18 protein-coding genes are annotated in these 21,167 nt (G+C 61.6%); 12 read left to right on the top strand and 6 right to left on the bottom strand.

Annotated elements, in window-relative coordinates; genetic code table 11:
• The first annotated feature begins 193 nt into the window (after positions 1–193).
• The 3 genes from ACFW0H_RS12935 (at position 194) to ACFW0H_RS12925 (ending at position 2,855) form a co-directional block, all read left to right on the top strand.
• Positions 194–1,645: a sensor histidine kinase gene (locus ACFW0H_RS12935; RefSeq protein ID WP_422914300.1), complete on the top strand. Its 1,452-nt coding sequence runs from the start codon at positions 194–196 to the stop codon at positions 1,643–1,645.
• On the top strand, positions 1,642–2,268 hold the full coding sequence (locus ACFW0H_RS12930; RefSeq protein WP_422914299.1) for a response regulator transcription factor: 627 nt from the start codon (positions 1,642–1,644) through the stop codon (positions 2,266–2,268). The genes ACFW0H_RS12935 and ACFW0H_RS12930 overlap by 4 nt, the downstream gene beginning before the upstream one ends.
• Before the next feature lie 98 nt (positions 2,269–2,366).
• Positions 2,367–2,855 carry a GlcG/HbpS family heme-binding protein gene (locus ACFW0H_RS12925; protein ID WP_422914298.1) on the top strand — a complete coding sequence of 163 codons (489 nt, stop codon included), beginning with the start codon at positions 2,367–2,369 and terminating at the stop codon, positions 2,853–2,855.
• Positions 2,856–2,915: 60 nt separating this feature from the next.
• On the opposite strand, the gene egtB is transcribed toward ACFW0H_RS12925, so the two are convergent.
• Positions 2,916–5,024: an ergothioneine biosynthesis protein EgtB gene (gene egtB, locus ACFW0H_RS12920; protein WP_422914297.1), complete on the bottom strand. Its 2,109-nt coding sequence runs from the start codon at positions 5,022–5,024 to the stop codon at positions 2,916–2,918.
• A gap of 540 nt (positions 5,025–5,564) precedes the next feature.
• On the opposite strand from egtB, the gene ACFW0H_RS12915 reads away from it, so the two are divergent.
• Positions 5,565–6,062: a BRO-N domain-containing protein gene (locus ACFW0H_RS12915; protein WP_422914296.1), complete on the top strand. Its 498-nt coding sequence runs from the start codon at positions 5,565–5,567 to the stop codon at positions 6,060–6,062.
• A 274-nt stretch (positions 6,063–6,336) separates the two neighbouring features.
• Here ACFW0H_RS12915 and ACFW0H_RS12910 read toward each other — a convergent pair whose 3' ends face one another.
• Positions 6,337–7,242 carry a LysR family transcriptional regulator gene (locus ACFW0H_RS12910; protein WP_422914295.1) on the bottom strand — a complete coding sequence of 302 codons (906 nt, stop codon included), beginning with the start codon at positions 7,240–7,242 and terminating at the stop codon, positions 6,337–6,339.
• Between the two features lie 288 nt (positions 7,243–7,530).
• Between ACFW0H_RS12910 and aspA the strand changes: the two genes are divergently transcribed.
• The 4 genes from aspA (at position 7,531) to ACFW0H_RS12890 (ending at position 12,672) form a co-directional block, all read left to right on the top strand.
• Entirely contained in the window at positions 7,531–8,958 is a 1,428-nt protein-coding gene (gene aspA, locus ACFW0H_RS12905; protein ID WP_422914294.1) for an aspartate ammonia-lyase, read from the top strand.
• A 79-nt stretch (positions 8,959–9,037) separates the two neighbouring features.
• Positions 9,038–10,333 (top strand): dicarboxylate/amino acid:cation symporter, encoded by a 1,296-nt coding sequence (locus ACFW0H_RS12900; protein ID WP_422914293.1) that lies wholly within the window; start codon positions 9,038–9,040, stop codon positions 10,331–10,333.
• Positions 10,334–10,383: 50 nt separating this feature from the next.
• Positions 10,384–11,847 carry a cysteate racemase gene (cuyB, locus tag ACFW0H_RS12895; protein ID WP_422914292.1) on the top strand — a complete coding sequence of 488 codons (1,464 nt, stop codon included), beginning with the start codon at positions 10,384–10,386 and terminating at the stop codon, positions 11,845–11,847.
• 129 nt (positions 11,848–11,976) lie between these two features.
• Positions 11,977–12,672 carry an RraA family protein gene (locus ACFW0H_RS12890; protein ID WP_422914291.1) on the top strand — a complete coding sequence of 232 codons (696 nt, stop codon included), beginning with the start codon at positions 11,977–11,979 and terminating at the stop codon, positions 12,670–12,672.
• Between the two features lie 643 nt (positions 12,673–13,315).
• On the opposite strand, the gene ACFW0H_RS12885 is transcribed toward ACFW0H_RS12890, so the two are convergent.
• From ACFW0H_RS12885 to ACFW0H_RS12870, 4 genes are all read right to left on the bottom strand, one after another.
• The gene (locus ACFW0H_RS12885; RefSeq protein ID WP_422914290.1) at positions 13,316–13,819 is read right to left on the bottom strand and encodes an Hsp20/alpha crystallin family protein; all 504 of its coding nucleotides are present in this window, start codon (positions 13,817–13,819) and stop codon (positions 13,316–13,318) included.
• Positions 13,820–13,846: 27 nt separating this feature from the next.
• A complete protein-coding gene (locus ACFW0H_RS12880) occupies positions 13,847–14,218 on the bottom strand; it encodes an Hsp20/alpha crystallin family protein (protein ID WP_422914289.1) in 372 nt (123 codons plus the stop codon).
• Positions 14,219–14,245: 27 nt separating this feature from the next.
• Positions 14,246–14,701, bottom strand: coding sequence for an Hsp20/alpha crystallin family protein (locus tag ACFW0H_RS12875; RefSeq protein ID WP_422914288.1), 456 nt, complete (start codon positions 14,699–14,701; stop codon positions 14,246–14,248).
• Between the two features lie 485 nt (positions 14,702–15,186).
• Positions 15,187–16,080 carry a LysR family transcriptional regulator gene (locus ACFW0H_RS12870; RefSeq protein WP_422914287.1) on the bottom strand — a complete coding sequence of 298 codons (894 nt, stop codon included), beginning with the start codon at positions 16,078–16,080 and terminating at the stop codon, positions 15,187–15,189.
• Between the two features lie 138 nt (positions 16,081–16,218).
• Between ACFW0H_RS12870 and ACFW0H_RS12865 the strand changes: the two genes are divergently transcribed.
• The 4 genes from ACFW0H_RS12865 (at position 16,219) to ACFW0H_RS12850 (ending at position 21,120) form a co-directional block, all read left to right on the top strand.
• Positions 16,219–17,316: a 4-oxalomesaconate tautomerase gene (locus ACFW0H_RS12865; RefSeq protein WP_422914332.1), complete on the top strand. Its 1,098-nt coding sequence runs from the start codon at positions 16,219–16,221 to the stop codon at positions 17,314–17,316.
• 234 nt (positions 17,317–17,550) lie between these two features.
• Complete coding sequence (locus ACFW0H_RS12860; protein ID WP_422914286.1) at positions 17,551–18,855, top strand: CitMHS family transporter; 1,305 nt, start codon at positions 17,551–17,553, stop codon at positions 18,853–18,855.
• Positions 18,856–18,962: 107 nt separating this feature from the next.
• Complete coding sequence (locus ACFW0H_RS12855; RefSeq protein WP_422914285.1) at positions 18,963–20,234, top strand: OprD family porin; 1,272 nt, start codon at positions 18,963–18,965, stop codon at positions 20,232–20,234.
• Positions 20,235–20,436: 202 nt separating this feature from the next.
• A complete protein-coding gene (locus tag ACFW0H_RS12850) occupies positions 20,437–21,120 on the top strand; it encodes a TerC family protein (RefSeq protein WP_422914284.1) in 684 nt (227 codons plus the stop codon).
• Positions 21,121–21,167 lie beyond the last annotated feature (47 nt).

The following is a 21,167-nucleotide window of genomic DNA, read 5'->3' as shown; positions in this document are numbered from 1 at the left end:
AACGGATGCGAACCATCGACACCTCCCCCCTGGGCCAACGCGCTGGCGCATCCCGTGCGGCCATTACCGCCAGCCGCCCCTTGCGCAGCGGACCGCGTGCATCCCCAAGGGCAATCCTCCTGGCCTGGCCGACGGCGTGCCCGCCCCCTGCCTCCGTAGCCGTACGGATGGCTTGCGTCCGAGGCGGCAAGGCATGATGTCGGCCGTGAAGCCCCTGACGAATACCCGCACATTCCTTCTCTGGCTGGTCCTGTTCTGCCCCATCGCAGCCTGGATCGGCTGGCAGGACTACGTCGACCGCTACGAGCGTTTTTTCCAGGACACCAGCATCGCGCAGCGCATGCTCAGCCAGAAGACCGTGCAGCACGAAGCGGTGCTGGCCACCCTGGCCGCGCTGTCGCACCCGCCCATTCCTGAACGCCTCCTCCCCAGCCTGCAGCCATCCATGCCGCAGTTGTTGGGGCTGGGTTTCCTGCGCGACGGGGCCTGGGCAGGCAGCACCGCGTCTCCGCCGGGCCTGGTGGCTGCGGTCGAGCACGCCCGTCAGGCGGGGCGGCCCGTCACGCTGTCGCTGGACGAGTCCCGCTATTGGCTGGTTGCCCCATCGAGCTGGAGTCTGTTGCTGGACGCGCGGCAACTCATTTCGGCCGCCGACTTCCCGCCCTCACTGGCGATGTTGACGCTGGATGTCGGAGCAGGCCCGCTGACGCTGCTGGCGCGCCAGCCTGCCACCCGTTCACCGGGCTGGAAAATCGACCTGCGAAAACCTCTGGGCGCAGTCAGCCAGCCCTTTCCCCTGCACAGTTGGCGCACCCTGACGCCCGCCGACTGGCCCTGGGTGGAATGGTTGGCCTGGGCGGCCGCCAGTTGCCTGCTGACGGCCGGCACCGCTGCCTGGCAACGGTCGAGCGCCGACGCCAGACGGCAGCAGGAGGCGGTCCGTCTGGCGGCGATGGCGCGGCTGAGCACCCTGGGGGAAATGGCTGCGGGCATTGCCCATGAGCTGAACCAGCCGTTGACCGCCATCCTCGCTCAGGTGCGCGCCGCCGAACGCCTGCTGGATGACGAGGACGAGCGCCCAGCGGTGCGCCAGGCGCTGCGCGCCAGTGCTGGCCAGGCCCGCCGCGCGGCCGACATCATCAGCCGCATGCGCGAGCTGGTGAAGCCCAGCTCGCCCTCGCCGCGCATGATCGTGGAACCGGATGCGCTGGCGGCTTCGCTGCTGTTCCTGCGCGAAGAGGAGCTGGCGCGCCGCGGCATCCGCCTGACGTGGCGCAATGCCGACCCGGGTGCCCGCCCGCTGGGTGATCGGGTGGCGCTCGAGCAGATCCTGCACAACCTGGTGCAGAACGCCGCCGACGCGCTGGCCGACACGCCAGGCACCCGGAGTATCGTCCTGAGCGGCCGCGTCGAAGGCCCGGAATACGAGTTCAGCGTCAGCGATAATGGCCCTGGCATCCCCGCCGAAGCCTTGCCGCGGCTGTTCGAGCCGTTCTACAGCACGCGGTCGCAGGGCATGGGGCTGGGCCTGGCCCTGTGCGAAACCCTTGCTGGCTCCATGGACGGCCGCATCGCTGTGCACAACCTCGACCCCACGGGCGCCTGCTTCACCCTGCGCCTGCCACTCGCCGGAGCCGACGCATGAGCCTCCCCGCACATTCCCCGCTTGTGTACCTGGTCGACGACGACGATGCCGTGCGCGAAGGACTGGCGCTGCTGCTGCGTAGCGTCGGGCTGCGCAGCGAGGGCCATGGCGATCCCCAGGCTTTCCTCGCCTCGCTGTCGCCACAGGCCATCGGCTGCGTGGTGCTGGACATCCGCATGCCGGGTATCGGCGGGCTGGACGTGCTGGCAAGGCTGGCGGAGGTTTCCGACCTGCCTGTCGTGATGCTCACCGGTCACGCCAACGTCGACCTTTGCCGCCGCGCCTTCAAGGGCGGCGCCATGGAATTCCTGCAGAAGCCGGTGGACGATGACGTCTTCCTGGACGCCGTACAGGCCGCCGTGCGCACCCACGTCGCCAGCCGCGAACGCCAGGCGGTGACCCAGGCCGCCGTCGAACGGCTGGCACGGCTTTCCGGGCGTGAGCATGACGTGCTGGTGCGCATCGTCCAGGGCATGAGCAACAAGGAGATCGCGCGGGAATTCGACCTGTCGCCGCGCACCGTGGAAACCTATCGGGCCAACGTCTTCGCCAAGCTCGAAGCCGACTCGCTGGCGCAACTCATCCGCCAATACGCCACCTTGCTGGACCCGCCGTCTCCGTAGCACTACGGAGACGGCAGCGTAATCGGGCGCATACCGCGGCAGGCGCGCCCTGGCCACACTGGCTACTCCTGAAATCGATCCACGAAAAGGACGTAGCCATGTCTCGTTATCCGCTTGCCGCGCTGTTCTGCACCCTGACCTTCGCGGGCGCCGCCAATGCTGCCGTGCTGAAGGAAAGCAATATTTCGACTGCCGACGCCCAGAAGCTGGCCGCCGCCACTGTCGCCGCCTGCCAGGCCAAGGGCTACAACGTCAGCGCGTCGGTGGTGGACCGCGCGGGCCTGCTGAAAGCCTTCGCCCGCGCCGACAACGCCGGCCCCCACACCATCGAAGCCAGCCGCGCCAAGGCCTTCACCTCAGCGTCCGCCAAGGCGCCGACCCTGGCCATCATGGAAAACGCCCAGAAGAACCCGGGTGCCGCCAACCTGACCGATATCCCGGGCTTCGTGCTGCTGGGTGGCGGCGTCCCGGTCAAGGCCGGCGATGCCGTCATCGGTGCGATCGGCGTGGCGGGCGCACCGGGCGGCCACCTGGACGCACAGTGCGCAGACGAAGTCCTGGCGGCCAACGCTGAACTGTTCAAGTAAGCGACTGCGCCGGCTCCGCAGCCTGGCCCGCAATGCCGGCAGGCTGCGGCGGGACGGGGTTCAGGCCTCCAGCACGAAAATGCCCACCTGCGGATCCGGACTCAGCCACTGACGCCCCAGGTGCCAGCCGGACTCGGCGGCCAGGTCCGCCACCTGCGCCAGGCTGTACTTGTGCGAGTTCTCGGTGTGCAGGCGCTCTCCGGCGCGGAATTCGAAGGTGCGGCCGGCCGCGTGAACCTTCTGGTTGCGGCGGCTGACCAGGAATATCTCCATGCAGCTTCGCTCAGGGTTCCAGCGGGCCAGGTGATCGAAGGCGTCCAGGTCGAAATCACCTCCCAGTTCGCGGTTGATGCGCGCCAGGAGGTTCTTGTTGAACTGTTCGGTGATGCCATCCGCGTCGTCGTAGGCCGCTTCCAGGGTGGCGACATCCTTCTGCATGTCCAGGCCGAGGATGAAGCGCGAGTCGCGTCCCAGGTAACGACGCACCGAACGCAGGAAGCGCCGGGACTCCTCCAGGGTGAAGTTGCCCAGGGTGGAGCCGGGGAAGAAGGCGACCCGCGGACGCCGCGCGGCTTCCGCCGGCAGGTGGGGCAAGTGGGTGAAGTCGCCCACCTGGGGCAGCACCCGCAGGTCGGGATAGGCGCCCTGGAGCATGGCAGTGGCCTTGCGCAGGGCCGACTCACTGATGTCGATGGGCAGGTAGAGACCGATCTGCGGTGCGGCATCCAGCAGTAGCCGCGTCTTCAGGCTGGCGCCGCTGCCGAACTCCACCAGCGCCGCTCCCTGGGGAATCACCGTGGAGAGCTCGGCGGCGATACTGCGCAGCAGCGCTGTCTCGGTGCGGGTGGGGTAGTACTCCCGGGTGTTGCAGATGGCCTCGAACAGCTCCGAGCCCACCGCATCATAGAAATACTTGGGCGGCAGGCTCTTGGCCGGCGCCGACAGGCCGGCGCGCACGTCCTCGGCGAAGGTTTCGTGATCGCCCACCGTCTGGCCGGTCACGGCATCCCGCGCCAGGCGCAGGCCGGAGAACATCCAGCGCTGGGCCGGATAGAAGAAGTTGCGATAGCTGGGCCGGGCGTGGCCGGCCGGGGTGATGCTGGCGCCGCCGCGCAGCACCATCTGGCTCACCATGAACTTGCCGTTGTACTCGCCCACTGCATCGCGGGAAGGACGGAAGCCGGGATAAGGCGCATAGGCGCTGGCGGTCCACTGCCAGGCGCAGCCCTCCACCTGGCCGAGCACCCCGGCGCGGGCGGCCACCTCCCACTCCGCCTCGGTGGGCAGGCGGGCATCGGCCCAGGCCGCGAAGGCGCAGGCCTCGTAGAAGCTGATATGGGTGACCGGGGCGGCCAAAACCAGCGGGTGCAGTCCGCCCAGGCCCATCTCCATCCAGTCACCGTCCCGTTGTTGCCAGTACATGGGCGCCTGCCAGCCGTCCTCCTGTACCCGCGCCCAACCTTCGGAAAGCCAGAGGTCGGCGCGCCCGTAGCCGCCCGCCTCGATGAATTCCAGCCACTGGGCATTGGTCACCAGGCGGTCACAGATCTGGAACGGCTGCAGGTACACCTTGTGGCGCGGTCCCTCGTTGTCGAAGGCGAAACCCTCGCCGTCGTGGCCGATGTCCTCCAACCCGCCGGGCAGGCCGACGAAGCGGCCCGGGCGATCGCCACCGGGGTCGCGCCAGCGTACGTTGTAGGCCGGGCGCAGGGGTGAGCGGCTGAACAGATGGAGCAGGTCCATCAACAGCAACTCCTGGTGCTGCTCTTCATGGGCCAGGCCGAGTTCCACCAGGAGCAGCACCTCTTCAGGGGCGTCCCGCAGCAACACTTGCATGTGCTCATCCACATGGCGCCGATAGGCCAGCACCCGCTCCAGGGGCGGCCGGGTCAGCAGCCCCCGCTCCGGACGGGGTTGGCGTGGCCCGAGGGCCTCGTAGTAGGAGTTGAAGAGATAGGCGAAGCCGGGATCGAAGACGGGGTAGCCGGGCAACCGCTCACGCAGCAGGAAGGTCTCGAAGAACCAGGTGGTATGGGCCAGGTGCCACTTGGCGGGGCTGGCATCGGGCATGGACTGCACCACCATGTCCTCTTCGCTGAGGGAAGCCACCAGCGATTCGCTGTGGCGGCGTACTTGCAGGTACTGGTCGAGCAGTGCGGTGCTGTTCATCGGCGTCTCTCTGCAACCCTGTTGCCAGGGCTGTTGGATGCGCGGAATACAGGCGTCCGGGCATTCGATGCGAACGACACGGATCGTCACCAGGCGGGGGGTATAAAAGTTCTGATGCGCAGCGGCCGGGGAAAGTTCGGCTTGTTCGCATCATGGCTGGCATTCAGAGAGGATAGGCCGAGCGAAGCGATGAACCGCCATGGGCTGATGGATAACCTGTCCTTTCATCAGCAGCGCCCCTTGCCCCGCCCTCCCCGCTTACCTATCCTGCGGGCCGTCACGGTCAATCCCGTGGCCGGGTTTGACAGCCCGAACTAGTAGGCGCGATTGCGCCGCTCGGTGCATGCGAAAAACGGCGGATGTTTTTTGCAGGCCCTTGTACGCAAGCAGTTTTTACTGCAACGCTCCATGGCAGATCGCGCGGGGAGACCCTCGTGGTCTGCCGGTTCCTACTAGCCGGTCTGTCAACCCCGCGCGATTTGCCACCCTTCGATTGACAGCGAATGGCGGCAAGCTCATGGACCTAGTAGGAGTTCCACCATGCATGACGCATACACCCCAATCGTTTTCCAACGCCACTGCCACCAACTGCGCGCCGTGATGATCGACAACCAGCCCTGGTTCGTCGCCTTCGACTTCGCCCTGATGATCGCCGCCGCCCGCCCCTACCGCCTGACCAAACGCATCTACCCCCACCAGCGCCGCTACGCTGTCCTCCAGCACCACAGCGGCCGCTGCGAAGAACTGGAACTGGTCAACGAAGCCGGCCTCTACCGCGCCCTCTACCGCTTCGGCCACCCCGAACACTGCGCCCTCAGCCAGTGGCTCAGCGATGAAGTCGTCCCCACCCTCCACGACCACCACCGCACCCCAGACGCTAGCCCGCAACGGGCTTTCATGAGCTGGGCGGAGCAGCGCATCGGCGTGGTGAAGTGGCAAGGGGAAATCTGGATCGCACGCAAGGACTTGCCGCGATTCATGCTCGCGAATGAAGACCGCGCCCTGAGTGAACGACCGAGCTGGAGGCAGTTGCCCTAGGAGGCGGATGAAACACGAACGCCGCAGCAAGGCTGCGGCGTTTTGAGTGGTGGGTGGAAGCAGGTTGAGGAGATGGCAACTAATGGGCGGTAGCTGCTGTTCATGACAGGCAGAAACCGGCCCAGGCAGCCGGTTGCAAACTGTGGGTATCGGCCAAAAGACGCCACACTACGACTGATGCCGCAGGCCTAAGCAGGGTGGCTTAATCCCCTACCTTGCGCCAATCGATATTCATCCAAATCATGTGCGCAAACAAAAGTGCGCCTTTTCAACGCTAGCGCACGTCCTTTTCCAAAGATTTCCATAGCTCAAGCATTGTTTGGTTGGTGTTGCTAATCGACTTGAACGACCAGATTTCAAGCTCCGCGCTCCATTCGTTGCCGCCGGCTCGAACTAGCTTGCCGCCCGCTATTTCCTCTTCGACAGCCGACTCCGGCATCCAGGTGATCCCATACCCTTCACGAGCCATTCTCATGAGGTGCATAGCCATGTCCGCTTCATAGAAGCGCTTGAGGTGCGATTGCTTGGTGGCAATCCGATGAATAATGTCCACCACGCGACCGAGGAACGACGTGGCGGTGTATGCAAGATAGGGGATGGGCTGGTCGGGTGAGCCCGGCAACTCAAACAGCGGCTTTCCGCTGGCGTCTGGAGCAGAAACGGGAATGAGCGCATCTGTCCCCAAACGAAGCCCAACAAATTTGTCGGGATCAAGGAAAATAGGCACTTGTGGGTGGCTGTACCCAATCATCAAGTCGCAATTTCCTTCGGCGAGGGCAATTACGGCGTCGTGGACGTTTGCTGCCAGGACACGGGCGTTGAAGTAGCCATTTCGGCGCTGGAACTCGACAAACCACTTGGGCACAAATGTCATGGAAAGAGTATGGCCAGCCACTACCTGGATGGAGCGTCCAGGCATGCGGTCACCCTTCCTCAGCGCAGATCGCAGCTCCATAAAGGTTGCCAAAGCATCTCGTCCTTGATCACAGAATGTCCGCCCTGCCTTGGTGAGCTGAACTGGGTAGGTTCCGCGATCCACCAACTCGACTCCTACCCACTCCTCTAGGGATTTGATTCGTCGAGACAATGCAGACTGCGTAATGCAGCGGATCTCGGCGGCCCTTGAAAAGTTCTTGGTTTCAGCGACCGCCAGCAGGTCGTCTATCCATTTGGTTTGCATATTAGGCTCAGCAGTAACGGATGGAGGCGCACGAGCGTTGCAGGTGCGATCAGCAGATGCTGTCGAAATCAGCTTTGCATCCCTGACGAACCTTCTCCAGTAGGTCTCTGGCGACGCCGGCTCCGAGGGAACGGCGCCTGTCGAAAATGACAGCATGAAGGCAGAAATTAGCGTCCTTTCGCGGAGGTTGGATAACTATGAAAATCTCGCATAGAACTATGGCGCATACTCATCAACTGCTGGCCGGCATCCTCGTAGCCTGTACTCGTTGGTCCAAACGAGGCAGCCATGAATACCTACTCCAGCATTCCCGCTTATCGCATAGAGCATGACCTGATTGGTGATCGCGAAGTCCCCGCGAACGCGTACTACGGCATCCACACACTGCGCGCATTGGAAAACTTCCCCATCTCTGGTGAGCAGCTTTCCAGGTACCCCGCCATCGTCGTCGCCCACGCGGATATCAAGCAGGCGGCCGCGTTGGCCAACCGTGACCTGGGGCTTCTCGATCACGAGCGCTGCGCAGCCATCGTCGGGGCCTGCCAAGCCATTCGCGCCGGCGAATTGTTGGATCAATTCCCGATCGACCTGATTCAAGGCGGTGCGGGTACCTCCACCAACATGAATGCCAATGAGGTGATCTGCAACAAAGCGCTTGAGATGCTCGGTCGTCCGCTGGGTGATTACGACTTCCTGCACCCGAACGAGCACGTCAATCTCAGTCAGTCCACGAATGATGTGTATCCCACGGCACTCAAGATGGCCACCTATCGCAGCGGCCTGGATCTGCTGCATGCCATGGGCCATCTGCAGATGGCCTTCGAGGCCAAAGCGGTTGAATTCCGGGACATGCTGAAAGTCGGGCGGACTCAGTTGCAGGATGCCGTGCCGATGACACTGGGCCAGGAGTTCCGCACCTACGCCATCATGATTGGCGAAGACCGTCAGCGGCTGCAGGAAGCCCTGCAACTGGTCCGCGAAATCAACATGGGGGCGACCGCTATCGGGACCGGAATCAATTCGCCGGCAGACTATGTCAACCGCGTGCGTGAGCACCTGTGCGCGATTTCTGGCCTTCCGCTGGTCACTGCGCCGAACCTCATTGAAGCCACCCAAGACGTCGGCGCCTTCGTCCAGATTTCCGGCGTACTCAAGCGGATCGCCACCAAGCTCTCCAAGGTGTGTAACGACCTTCGCCTGCTGTCCAGTGGACCGCGCGCCGGCTTCGGGGAGATCAATCTGCCGGCTGTGCAGGCCGGCTCCAGCATCATGCCCGGCAAGGTCAACCCGGTGATTCCCGAGGTGGTCAACCAGGTGGCGTTCGAAGTCATCGGAAACGACGTGACCATCAGCTTCGCTGCGGAGGCTGGCCAGCTTCAACTCAACGCGTTCGAGCCGGTAATCGCCTACTCGATGTTCCGCAGCATCACCCACCTCACCCGGGCGTGTTCCGTGCTTGAGGAGAAGTGCATTCGAGGCATCACCGCCAATCCCCGCCGCATGCTCGACCTGGTGGAGAACTCCATCATCCTCGTGACGGCGCTCAACCCCTACATCGGTTACCGCAACGCCACCCGAGTCGCTAAGGAAGCACTGGTCTCCGGGCGCAAGGTTGCTGACATCGTCATCGACCAAGGACTTTTAACCGAGGCCCAGCTGGAACAGATCCTGAAGCCCGACGCGCTGACAGGCCCCCGCGACATCAACACCCTTTGAAGCAAAGCCTGGTGAGGGTGAGTTGCAATCTTCGGGGGGCGCGTCTCGGCGTGGTCCCCGCACAACAAGAGAGGTCCACATGAACAACAAGAAACTACCCAAGTACATTGCCATCGCGATACTCCTCGGCATCGCTGTGGGTTGGGGCTGCAATAAGTTCGCAGGCAACCCCGAAACAGCGAAGGAGATTGCGGGCTACTTCAGTCTGGTCACCGACATCTTCCTGCGCATGATCAAGATGATCATTGCACCGCTGGTCTTCGCGACCCTGGTGGGTGGTATCAGCAGCCTGGGCAACTCCAGTTCGGTGGGCCGGATTGGCTTGCGCTCAATGGCTTGGTTTGTGAGCGCATCCGTCTTCTCTCTGGCCCTCGGGATGTTGCTGGTCAACCTTTTCCAACCAGGCGCTGACCTGAACATGGCTATTCCTGATACGCCTGCCGCTGCGGTAGTGGTCAACGCCGGCGACTTCAGCCTCAAGGCCTTTATTGGTCATGTCTTCCCGCGCAGCATTGCGGAAGCGATGACCAACAATGAAATCCTCCAGATTGTTGTTTTCTCGATCTTCTTCGGGTTGGCATTGGCCTTCGTCAAACGCCAGGGTCACGATGCTATCGGTGGCCTGGTCGATGAACTGGCCAAGGTCATGTTCCGCATCACCGACTACGTGATGATGTTTGCCCCGGTCGGGGTTTTCGCAGCCCTGGCAGCCGCCGTCACGACCCAAGGCATCGGACTCCTCTTCGACTATGGCAAGCTGATTGGCCAGTTCTACCTCGGCATCGTCGTGCTCTGGGCCGTGCTCTTTGCCGTCGGCTTCTTCTTCCTGGGTCGTCCGGTCTTCACCCTCGGCAAGCTGATTCGCGAGCCTGTCCTGCTGGCGTTCTCCACCGCAAGCAGTGAGTCCGCCTACCCGAAAACCATCGATGCACTAGAAAAGTTCGGCGCACCCAAACGCGTCTCCAGCTTCGTACTTCCGCTCGGCTACTCGTTCAACCTCGACGGCTCCATGATGTACCAGGCATTCGCGATCATGTTCATCGCCCAGGCCTACAACATCGAACTGAGCTTCACTCAGCAGATCTTGATCCTGCTGACCCTGATGATCACCAGCAAAGGGATGGCCGGTGTTGCACGAGCATCCGTCGTGGTCGTGGCGGCTACCCTGCCGATGTTCCATCTGCCCGAAGCTGGCTTGTTGCTGATCCTGGCCATCGACCAATTCCTGGATATGGGCCGTACGGCAACCAACGTTGTAGGCAACAGCATCGCGACAGCCGTGATTGCCAATCTGGAGGCTGAGCGCGACCACGAAGCGGACGCGCTAGGCGCTCGACATCATCAGGTCGCGCACACCGCCACCCAGAGTGCCTAAGAACGGGTTGCTAACCCACAGGTCCCCTTCCCTGCCTAACTGAGTAAGAAATGAAACAGTCGAGAAGCAAGAACACCGGACGGACGCTGGGCATCATAGGCGGGCTGGGCTCGCTAGCCGGCGGGGACCTGTTCCTGAAACTGATCAAGAGTGAGCCGGTGCTAGCTGACCAAGGTCGCTATCACCTCTTGTTCGAACAGCACCCGTTCAAAGACCTGGCGTTGCCGCTGAGCAGCAATGCCAGCATGACGTCCAGGAAGCTCTATGTCTTTCAGGTCTGCCAAAGCTTCGCAGAGGGTGGTGCCGATGCAGTCCTGATTCCATGCTTCGCCAGCCACACCTTCGTGGACGAGTTACAGGCCGAGTTGGAAATCCCGATTGTGGACATGATGGCCGCGCTCAAGCAGCACGTGCGCCTGGTAGCCGAACCACGCGTTCGCTTGGGAGTTCTCGCGTCGGACTATGTTCGATCGGCCGGTCTGTTTGAGCGCCATTTCGGCAGTGCCTATGAGTTGGTGTATCCGTCCGAAGCTAATCAAGCCGCCCTCATGGAGGCGGTTTATGGCCCGGCCGGTATCAAGGCAGGCCACCTGGACGGCGTAGCCATCGAACTCCTGCATCAAGCCTGTCTCGACCTTCACAATCAGGGCGCCAAACTGCTTCTGCCGGGTATGACGGAGCTGTCTCTTGTTGTGCCCAACCTTCATCGCAGGGGCATCAGTTGCGTCGATGCCAATCAGGTCTACGCCGACTACGCGACCGCTAGCGAATCACCAGGAAACGCAGCTCCTTTCAAGCTCGGCATCGTGGGTGGAGTTGGACCGGCCGCAACAGTGGACTTCATGGGCAAGGTGGTGAAGAACACCCCAGCGGGAAGAGACCAGGACCACATCAAGATGGTCGTGGAGCAAAATCCGCAGATCCCGGATCGAACGGCGAACTTACTGCACAAGGAGATGGACCCTACCGTCGCGATGTATTCCACCTGCAAGCGATTGGAGTGCGAGGGAGCGAACGCCATCGCCATCCCATGCAACACGGCCCACGCTTACGTTGAGCGTATCCAGGGGCATCTGGGTATTCCCATCATCAACATGCTTACCGAGACCATCGACTTCATTCGGCGATCCTATGGTTCCGAGAGAAAGGTCGGCCTACTGGCGACCTCTGGAACGATCCAGAGTCGCGTTTACCACCATGCCGCTGGGCGTGTTGGGCTGCCGCTGCTGATTCCAGATGAGAAAGAGCAGGCTTTGGTGATGAACGCCATCTATGGCGAGCTAGGGGTAAAGGCCGGGCATACCTCTGGCCAATGTCGGGATGATCTTCTTGCAGCCGCTGAACATCTGACCAGGAAAGGGGCAACGGTCCTCATCCTTGGCTGCACCGAACTCCCGCTTATCCTGCCGCAGGCAGACGATTTTCATATCGGAGGGGTGAGCGTGGCACTCGTTGATCCCACCAACGTCCTCGCACAGCGATGTGTCGCGCTTGCCACGACCACCGCAGATTAAATCCCCGGGCAGTCGCGATCCTGGCGAATAAGCGCACCTCGTGGGATGAAAGCCAAAATCCTGTTCAGTTCCTGTCCGCTGGCTCGATGACCCAAGCTAGCTGCGATCCGTTTTTAGAGGTAGAACATCATGCTCAACGTCAAATCCAACCAGTCGTGGCCGGCTGGCTACATCATCAATCCGCCACCCCCTGCGCTCGACGCCAAATGGTTGGAGTCCTTTCGGGGCATGCCGAGTGCAATTGTTAGCGATTGCCTTGGGCGTAACGTCGGCGGGCTGGGGCTCAAGCCATTCCATGGTTCCCGGCATATGTGCGGCAGCGCGCTCACCGTACGAGTACGCCCCGGCGACAATCTCATGATCCTGAAGGCCTTGCAGATGGCCAGGCCCGGTGATGTTCTGGTCATCGACGGTAGTGGCGATCAGACCCGTGCGGTCATTGGAGGGATCATGCGAGCCATGGCCCTCAAAGCGGGTATTGCCGGCGTCGTCGTGAATGGTGCCATTCGCGACCTGGACGAATGGGCCGAAGGTGATCTTCCTGTTTTCGCACTCGGATGCGTTCACCGTGGCCCCAGTACGGACGGTGGTGGGGAAATTAATGTGCCGATCTCCTGCGCCGGTCTGGTGGTTAACCCCGGCGATCTGATCATTGGTGATGCTGATGGGGTAGTGGCGGTATCGCCCGCCGAGCTGGACGCGCTCCTGTCACGCTGCGGGGATTTGCTCGACCGGGAAGCGGGGCTAATGCAAGCCATCGAGGCGGGAACTCTCGATCCTCTGCGCTTTGACGACCTGCTCCGCAGCAAGGGCTGCCCCATCTGAGTTGTGGAGATGCTTGATTCGTCGGGAATCAAGCTTTCGCCGGCACGGTTCACCAGCGTGCCGGCGTCTTTTTTAAGCAGCGGATACGACGAGGCGCAGCCCGCATCGGGGCGCCCACCGTCATCTTGGCTTCGGCCCAGTTGCCTTGGTTTTTCGGCCGCGGGAGGCCGGCTTTACCGGTACGTTCCTCCCATACTCATTCCACCAGGTCGTTAGCGCCTCCATAGTTGGCCCAAGCCCACGGGCCTTTTGGGTGACAAACCAGCAGTCGACGAAGCAGCTTGACTAACTTTTCCAGTGAATGTGCGAATAAAAAATGGGGCCCCTTTTCGACATAGCAACCAGGGACAGACACAGGCTGCGCGGAAAGTGCGGACCACCGCTTGCCAGCCTAAGGTTGAAGCATACTTTGAACAAGGGCAGTCCCAGCATCGAAGAAGTCGCGCCACTGACGCCATCTCAAGCCAGGATCATGAGCTACTGCCTCTTCACGCTGCTGTAATCCGGAGTGGTGAGTTCTGGCGCCTTCTACTTCCTCGGTTGAAAACTGCCCGCCCGAGAGTTTGTCGCGGGCGGGCTACTGCGGTGTCGAGGCAATTTCCCTTGCCTGTAACCGGCAGGATGATCGCCAGGCGGCGCGGTGTCAGCCCTGGCGAACCTCAATGCGCCGGCCACGCGCACGCGCTTCCTTGGGCAGTTCGATACGCAGCACGCCGTTGCTGCACTTGGCCCTGGCCTTCTCGGCAATGACTGGCGCGGGAAGCTGGAAGCGGCGCCGGAAACTGCCGAACGTGCACTGGCGGACGCGGTAGCGCCCATTCCCCCGTTCCTGCTCGACACGCTTTTCACCGCGGATGAACAGAACATCTCCCCGCACTTCCAGCTCAAGATCCTCCTTCACCATTCCTGGTACCTCCAGCCGGACAACGATTTGTTCGCCATCCTCATAGAGATCGCCCGCCAGCAATCCCCAGTTCGAGGCAAGTGCTGGTGGCGAGGAGGCATCTTCCAGTGCGCTCCTGCTCCGATTGACGGGAGTGAAACGCGTCAGCGCCTCACTGGCACGATCGCGAAGCTGGCGCCAACCCTCACCCAGCGAATGCCAGGTTTCCTCCAGGCCATGCTTGAACTCAGCTAGTTTATCCATGGGATCGACCTCCTCGAACTCAGGGGCCTACTCGCTTCTCACGGCGATCTTCCGCGGTTGGGCATGCGCGTGCTTGGGAATACGCAAACTCAGCACACCGTCTCGCAGCTGAGCGTCGATCTGTGTCGCATCCAGCTCGGAGCTCAAGGTGAAGGCTCGCCGGAAGCGCGAGAGCTGGACTTCGGCATAGACGGCCTCCAGCTGTTCGGACATCGCCGGCATGATCTCCCCTTCCAGCACAAGCGTGTCACCTTCCACATTGACCACGAGACGCTCTTTGGGCACCCCCGGAAGGTCCGCGAACACCTGGATTCCGTTGTCATCCTCAAAGACATCGATACGCGGCAGCAGTGTTTGGGGTTCAGTCGCGCCGCGCACGACCGCTTGCTTGTCGTTCATGGTGACTCCTCCGTCAAACCGATGCTGTTACTGAATGGCTATGCGCCTGGGCTGCGCAGCCTCGCGCCGAAGCAGCGAGATGCGGAGAACACCGTCGCAATAGTGAGCCTCGACCTTGTCGGTATCGACCTCATCGTTGAGGCTCACGGTGCGCTTGAAGCGTCCGGAATAACGCTCGTTGGCGTACACGGAGCAATTGCTCTCATCCGTACTGCGTGCTGGTCTGCGCTCGCCGGATATCGATAACAACCCTCGATGAATCTGCACATCGAGGTCGTTCGGATCGACGCCGGGAACGAAGGCGTAGACTTCCATGCTGGACGGCGTGCCGCCCACGTTGATCGCAGGAAAAGCACCACTGGCCAAGGCACGAATGCTGCCCGGACGCCCGAGGCCAGGCCCCAGGACTTGTTGCAGTTCGCGCTGCAGCCTTTCGAACTCGGCAATGGGATCGCTCGACAGATTAAGAAGGGACTCGTACATGACAAACCTCCTTCCGGCTAACTGACATGATCTCGAACAGGAGACTCGAAGTACCCAACTCCGGCCCCTGACGACGGGAAATATGTAAGCGATCTCGAGCTTTTCAAGTCCTGGCTTAAACGAATATGGAATTAGATATTTCCACCCTTATTGCACGTTGAATCTTTGCCCTGGCCCCACAGGATGTAGCCCGGGGAACGGCTCAAATCCGGGCTTCTCGAGCTCGGCCAGGCTCGACGATGCAGCCAAACGCGCCTCGCCTTCACTCGTCCGGCCCGGCCCTAAAAACCGGGCGGGGGGTAGCAAGAGCTTCAGGCTGGGCGGTGGGGGTGGCAAGGACGGCATGGACGGAGAAGATGGCAGGGGCGACAGGGTCTTTGGCAGCTCACCAGCTCGCGGCTTGAGCCTTTCGACAACGGATTTGAGCTTCTGGGCGATGACCGTGGCGGCCGCTCTCCTGGCTCAAGCAAGCATGCTAGAAGACCTTATTCACGCCATCGCTTGAGCAGCATCTCGATAAAGAGTTCTGCGGTGCTCGACAAGGGTTCACCATCTCGACGCACCAGGCCGATAGTGCGTTCGATATGAGGGGGAGGTAACTCCCGGGAACAGAGGTTTTCATGTTCGGCATCAGGCATGGCCATCCGTGGCAAAATCGCTACACCAAGGCCGCATTCGACCAGACCCAACGAGGTGGATAGATGCTGCACTTCGTAAAAGCCGTTGAGGCGGATTCCATGGCCTGAAAGGGCACTGTCGAGCAACATGCGGTTGCCGCTGTCCCGGCTCACAGTGATGAGTCGCACCCCCTGCAAATCTTGCCAACTCACCTCAGGCAGCGCTGCGAGAGGATGGTCGCTGCGCATTGCGAGTACGAACGGGTCACGAAGCAGGGGCGTGAAGCTAATGTCTGGGTGCTGGGCGCTGATCATGTTGATGCCAAAGTCGGCGTCTCCACTCACCACTCGTTCAAGGCCTTCATTGGCGCTTACGTCGAGTATTCGGATGCGAATGCCCGGATACGCCTCATTGAAAACTCGGATCACACTGGGCAGGAAGTAGAACGCCGCGGTCGGGATGCACGCGATCGTCACGGTACCTTTTTGGTGTGTCTTGAGCTCACGTATTCCCTGTATCGAGGACTCGTAGTCCTCCAGCATCCGTCGAGCCCGGGGCAGGTATTCCTTGCCTATTTCGGTTAGCCAGGTGCGCCGTGTGGTGCGCTCCAGCAGCTTCGCTCCAAGGGTTTCTTCCAGTTTCTGAAGGCGGCGAGACAGCGCCGGCTGGGATAGATGGAGTGCCTGGGCGGCTTCCTGGAAGGACTGTGATTCAGCCACTCGCACAAAAGCTGCGAGGTCGAGGAACTCTATTCTATGCATGAAAGGACCTCTATGGTTCTGCTTTGCGCATTAATGCTCATATCCTATCAATTGCAGTTGATATTTGCATTTGAAGCATTAAAAGGGCGCTGACAAGCTGTAGTCATCGTTGGAACGGTCACGGATTAAACCAAGATGATGAACAGCATCCCTTGCATGATTATGCGTGGCGGCACCTCGCGCGGCCCCTTCATCCACATGACCGATCTGCCTGATTCGCAGGAAGCTCGTGCCCAGGTCTTACTCGATTTGATGGGCTCCGGCCATCCGCTTCAGGTGGACGGCATTGGCGGCGGTAACTCCCTTACAAGCAAAGTGGCCATGGTTGGACGCTCCAGTCGCCCGGACGCAGATGTGGACTACCTGTTCGCCCAAGTGGACGTGACCGAGCGCCGGGTGGATTTCACGCCCAACTGCGGCAACATGCTCTCGGCCGTTGGCCCATTCGCGATCGAGACTGGCCTTGTGGCGCCCACCTACGGCGAGACGCGAGTGCGAGTGTTCAACATCAACACTCAGCGCATCATTGAGTGTTTCGTACCCACTCCGCGTGGTCGCGTGGAATACGAAGGCGATACCAGTATCAGTGGCGTTCCAGGTTCTGCAGCGGGTATTCGTCTCAGCTTCCTGGACGTCGCGGGTGCCAAGACCGGGGCCCTGCTTCCTACAGGCCATGCTATCGAGCAGATTGAGGGTGTCGACGTCACCTGCCTGGATGCCGCGACCCCGACGGTGATGATTCGTGCAAGCGACCTGGGTGTGGATGCTCACGCCGATCCGGCTGCACTGGATGCCAACAGCGCAATGCTTGAGCGTCTGGAGCGCATTCGCTGTGAAGCGGGCCGCCGCATGGGCATGGGAGATGTCAGCCAGTCGGTGCTGCCAAAACCCATTCTGCTGTCGCCGGCAGTTGGCGAAGACGGAACGCTGTGTGCGCGCTACTTCGTACCACAGCGCTGCCACAAGGCGCTTGCCGTAACTGGCGCGATCGCTCTTGGCGCCGCAGTGAATGTTCCCGGCAGCGTGGCCCATCGCCTCGCCCTGGAAACCAGTCGTGTAGAAGCCGGCAACCCCCTCGCGTCCATGCGTATCGAGCACCCCTCAGGTCATCTGGACCTGCGAGTCGAGTTGCGTGATGGCAACCCGATGGATATCGCCCGAGTCTCGCTGATCCGTACTGCCCGCAAGATCATGGATGGTCGTCTCTATTACCGCATGCCGGATGCAATCCACTGATTCCCAATGCTGTCCCGCGTCTCGATGCGCCCAGACAACAATCACAAGACGGGTCACAAAAAATGAAGTCTTCCATCACTCGCTGCTTACGTCACAACTGCGCTGCAACCGGTCATCCACGTTCATCGTGAGGATGCCTGGGGCGCTTGCACGCCCTGGCGATTAGCTGCTTCATGTGCGGCGGCTCGTACGCCCAAATGGAGCTGGAAACCATAATTACAAGAGTCCAACGCCATGCTTTCTCTGCTCGGTTTGTCCATGGTGGTCGTGTTCACTTACCTGATCATGACCAAACGCCTGTCTCCGGTCGTGGCCTTGACCGTAGTGCCCATCGTCTTCGCCTTGGTCGGCGGCTTCGCGCCCGAGCTCGGCAAGATGATGCTCGACGGTCTGAAGACGGTGGCGCCCTCGGCAGCGCTATTGCTTTTCGCCATCCTGTTTTTCGGCATCATGATCGACTCCGGGCTGTTCGACCCGCTGATCCGCCGCATCTTGCAGACGGTCAACGGCAATCCGGTGAAGATCGCCATGGGCACCGCTGTGCTGTCGCTGCTGGTGGCGCTGGATGGTGACGGCACCACCACCTACATGATCACCGTGGCCGCCATGCTGCCGCTATATAAGCGCATCGGTATGAACCCGCTGATCCTCGCGTGCGTATCCATGCTGTCACTGAGCATCATGAGCGGCATGAGCCCCTGGGGCGGTCCGGCCACACGCGCTATCGCCGTGCTCGGGCTGGACGCCAGCGAGTACTTCATCCCCATGCTACCGACCATGGTGGGCGGCGCCCTCTGGGTGGTGTTCACCGCCTACATTCTCGGGCGCAAAGAGCTGAAGCGGATCGGCAACACCCACCTGAAGACCGGTGGCGACGATTGCTACATCAAGGCCATCCTGGCCGATAACCCGAACAAGCGGCCGAAGCTCATCTGGCTCAACCTGCTGCTGGTGATCGCGGTGATGGTGGCGTTGGTGATGGGACTGATGAATGCGGCGGTGCTGTTCATGATCGGCTTCGTGGTGGCGCTGATGATCAACTACCCGCAGCTGGACCTGCAGAAGGAGCGCATCCTCGCCCACTCGGGTAACGCCATGACCGTGGTGCTGCTGGTGTTCGCCGCCGGGGTATTCGCCGGCATATTCTCCGGCACCAAGATGGTGGACTCCCTGGCCAACTCCCTGGTGGAGATGATCCCATCCTCCTGGGGCAGCTTCTTCCCGCTGGTGGTGGCCATCACCAGCATGCCGCTTACCTTCGTGCTCTCCAACGACGCGTACTACTTCGGCATGGTGCCCATCCTCGCCCAGGCCGCTGCGGCCTATGGCATCGATCCGGTGGAAATCGCACGCGCTTCCATCCTCGGCCAGCCGGTGCACCTGATGAGTCCGCTGGTGGCCTCGACACTCCTGCTGGTGGGCATGGTCGATAGTGACATCGGCGACTTCCAGCGCTTCACCTACAAGTGGGCGATCCTCACCTCGCTCGTCATTACCGTGCTGGCCCTGCTGACGGGTGCCATCACGCTGCTCGCCTGAGTTTCCGCGCCCGGCGACGTCGGGCAAGCCCCCTGAGATCTGGCCCCGTGGTGTGTTTCTGCGCGCCCGCTGGCCGAGTGCGTCCAGAACAAAAAGGTGAAGACACCATGAAAACCAACGCCAAGCCCCTGCCTTCCACCCTGGCGTGCCTAGTCGCTTGCCTGGCACCTGCCGCAGGGGCCTCCGGCTTCATCGAAGACAGCAAAGCCAACCTGCAATTGCGCAACATCTACTTCAACGATGACTTCAAGGACGAGACGGGCATGACCGCCAAGTCCGCTGCCAACGCACAGTCGAAGAAGGAAGAATGGGCCCAGGGTTTCCTGCTGGATATGCAGTCCGGCTTCACCCCTGGCCGCTTCGGTTTCGGTTTGGACGCCCTGGGACTGCTGGGTGTGAAGCTGGATTCCGGCGCCGGCCGCGCCGGTACCGGGCTTTTGCCCCTGCACGATGACGGTCGGGCCGCGGACGAATTTTCCAGCCTGGGCCTGACCGCCAAGGCACGCTTCGCCGGTACCACGCTCAAGCACGGCACTCATCAGCCCAAGCTGCCGGTGCTGGTGCGCAACGATGCGCGCTTGTTGCCGCAAACCTTCGAAGGCACCCAGGTCACCAGCGCCGATATAGCCGACCTAAGCCTCACAGGTGGTTACTTCGACGAGTTCCGCATGCGCGACTCCAGTGACAACCATTCGATCACTGCCGACGGATACGCAGGTGATGACGGTGAGGGCTTCTGGTTCGCCGGTGCCGACTACAAGCCCAGCAAGGCCCTGACCCTGAGTTACTACTATGGCGAGCTGGAAGAGTTCTACCAGCAGCACTTCATCGGCCTGGTCCACAGCCTGCCCTTGGGGCCAGGCAGCCTCACCACCGACCTGCGCTACTTCCACAGCCAGGATGCGGGAGAGGCACGCAATGGCGAGCTGGACAACGACATGTACAGCGGCCTGCTGACCTACACCCTGAAGGGCCATGCCTTAAGCGCAGGCTACCAGCAACTGAATGGCGAAGGCGGGCTGCCATTCGTCAACGGCGCCACGGTCTACAGCTTCAGCAATGCCGGCGTCGGCAAGTTCATCGAGGAAGACGAGCGCACCTGGATGCTCGGTTATGCCTACGACTTTGCGGCCATCGGAGTGCCTGGACTGACAGCCGGAGTTCGCTATTTCAAAGGCCGGGATGGCACGACCGAACTGCGCGGCAACGAGGTGAACGCCCACGAGTGGGAGCGGGACATTGACCTTGCCTACGTGGTGCAGCAGGGAGCGCTCAAAGGGCTCGGTGTGAAGCTGCGCAACATCGCCTATCGCTCCAGCTACAGCAGGGGCCGCGACAACAATCGCCTGTATTTCACCTACGACATCGCGCTCTGGTAGGTCCCGAATGCGGGCTTACCAGCCCGAAGTGGCGCTTGGAAGAGCGGGCGCCGCGCCCGCGTGCCCACAAGGCGCGCGGGCCCTTAATCCTCAAACCACGCTTTTCCGACCACCCGTCTCGACTACCCGTCGCGCCGGCGGAGGTTCCGGAGCCGGGGGCTGTGCCCCCGGCATTTTTTATCAATAGCGGAGATATGGATTTATGGAGTGGCTGAGTGAGCCTGTTTTCTGGATGGCACTTATGCAGATTGTCGCCATCGACATCCTGTTGGGCGGCGATAACGCAGTGGTCATTGCACTGGCGTGTCGACATCTTCCGGAGGAACAACGACGCCGAGCCATCGTCGGTGGAGTAGCAGGGGCAATCCTATTGCGCATCGCGTTGTTGTTCTTCGCCATGCAGCTACTGGCCTTGCCGTATCTGAAACTGGCAGGTGCGGCGCTGTTGCTCTGGATCGGCGTGAAATTGCTGCTGCCCGAAGACGAACAGGCCCACGAAGTCAGGGCAGGTGCGAGCTTCTTCGCTGCAATCAAAACGATCATCATCGCCGACGCTGTCATGAGTCTGGACAACGTACTTGCCGTGGCTGGGGCCGCCGGCGGCAATCTGGTTCTCGTCAGCCTGGGCGTGCTGATCAGCATCCCGATCATCGTCTGGGGCAGCCAACTGGTGCTTAAGCTGATGGACCACTTCCCGCAGGTTGTGCTGCTGGGCGGCGGCTTGCTGGGCTGGATTGCCGGGGGCATGGCCGTAACCGACATCGCGTTGGCGAACTGGATTCCGAACGAGGCCTGGTCCAAGCACCTGGCTGCAGCCTGTGGCGCTGCCCTGGTGATGGGCACAGGTCTATTGCTGCGCGCGCGTACATCAGCAGTGGTTGATTAGTTTAACGGCTGATTTCCAGGAGCTCGGTGCTCGCCAGGTATGGAGTC

This window comes from Metapseudomonas cellulosilytica (genome assembly GCF_049334135.1).
Lineage (GTDB): Bacteria > Pseudomonadota > Gammaproteobacteria > Pseudomonadales > Pseudomonadaceae > Metapseudomonas.
This window is presented reverse-complemented; position numbering and strand designations above follow the sequence as displayed.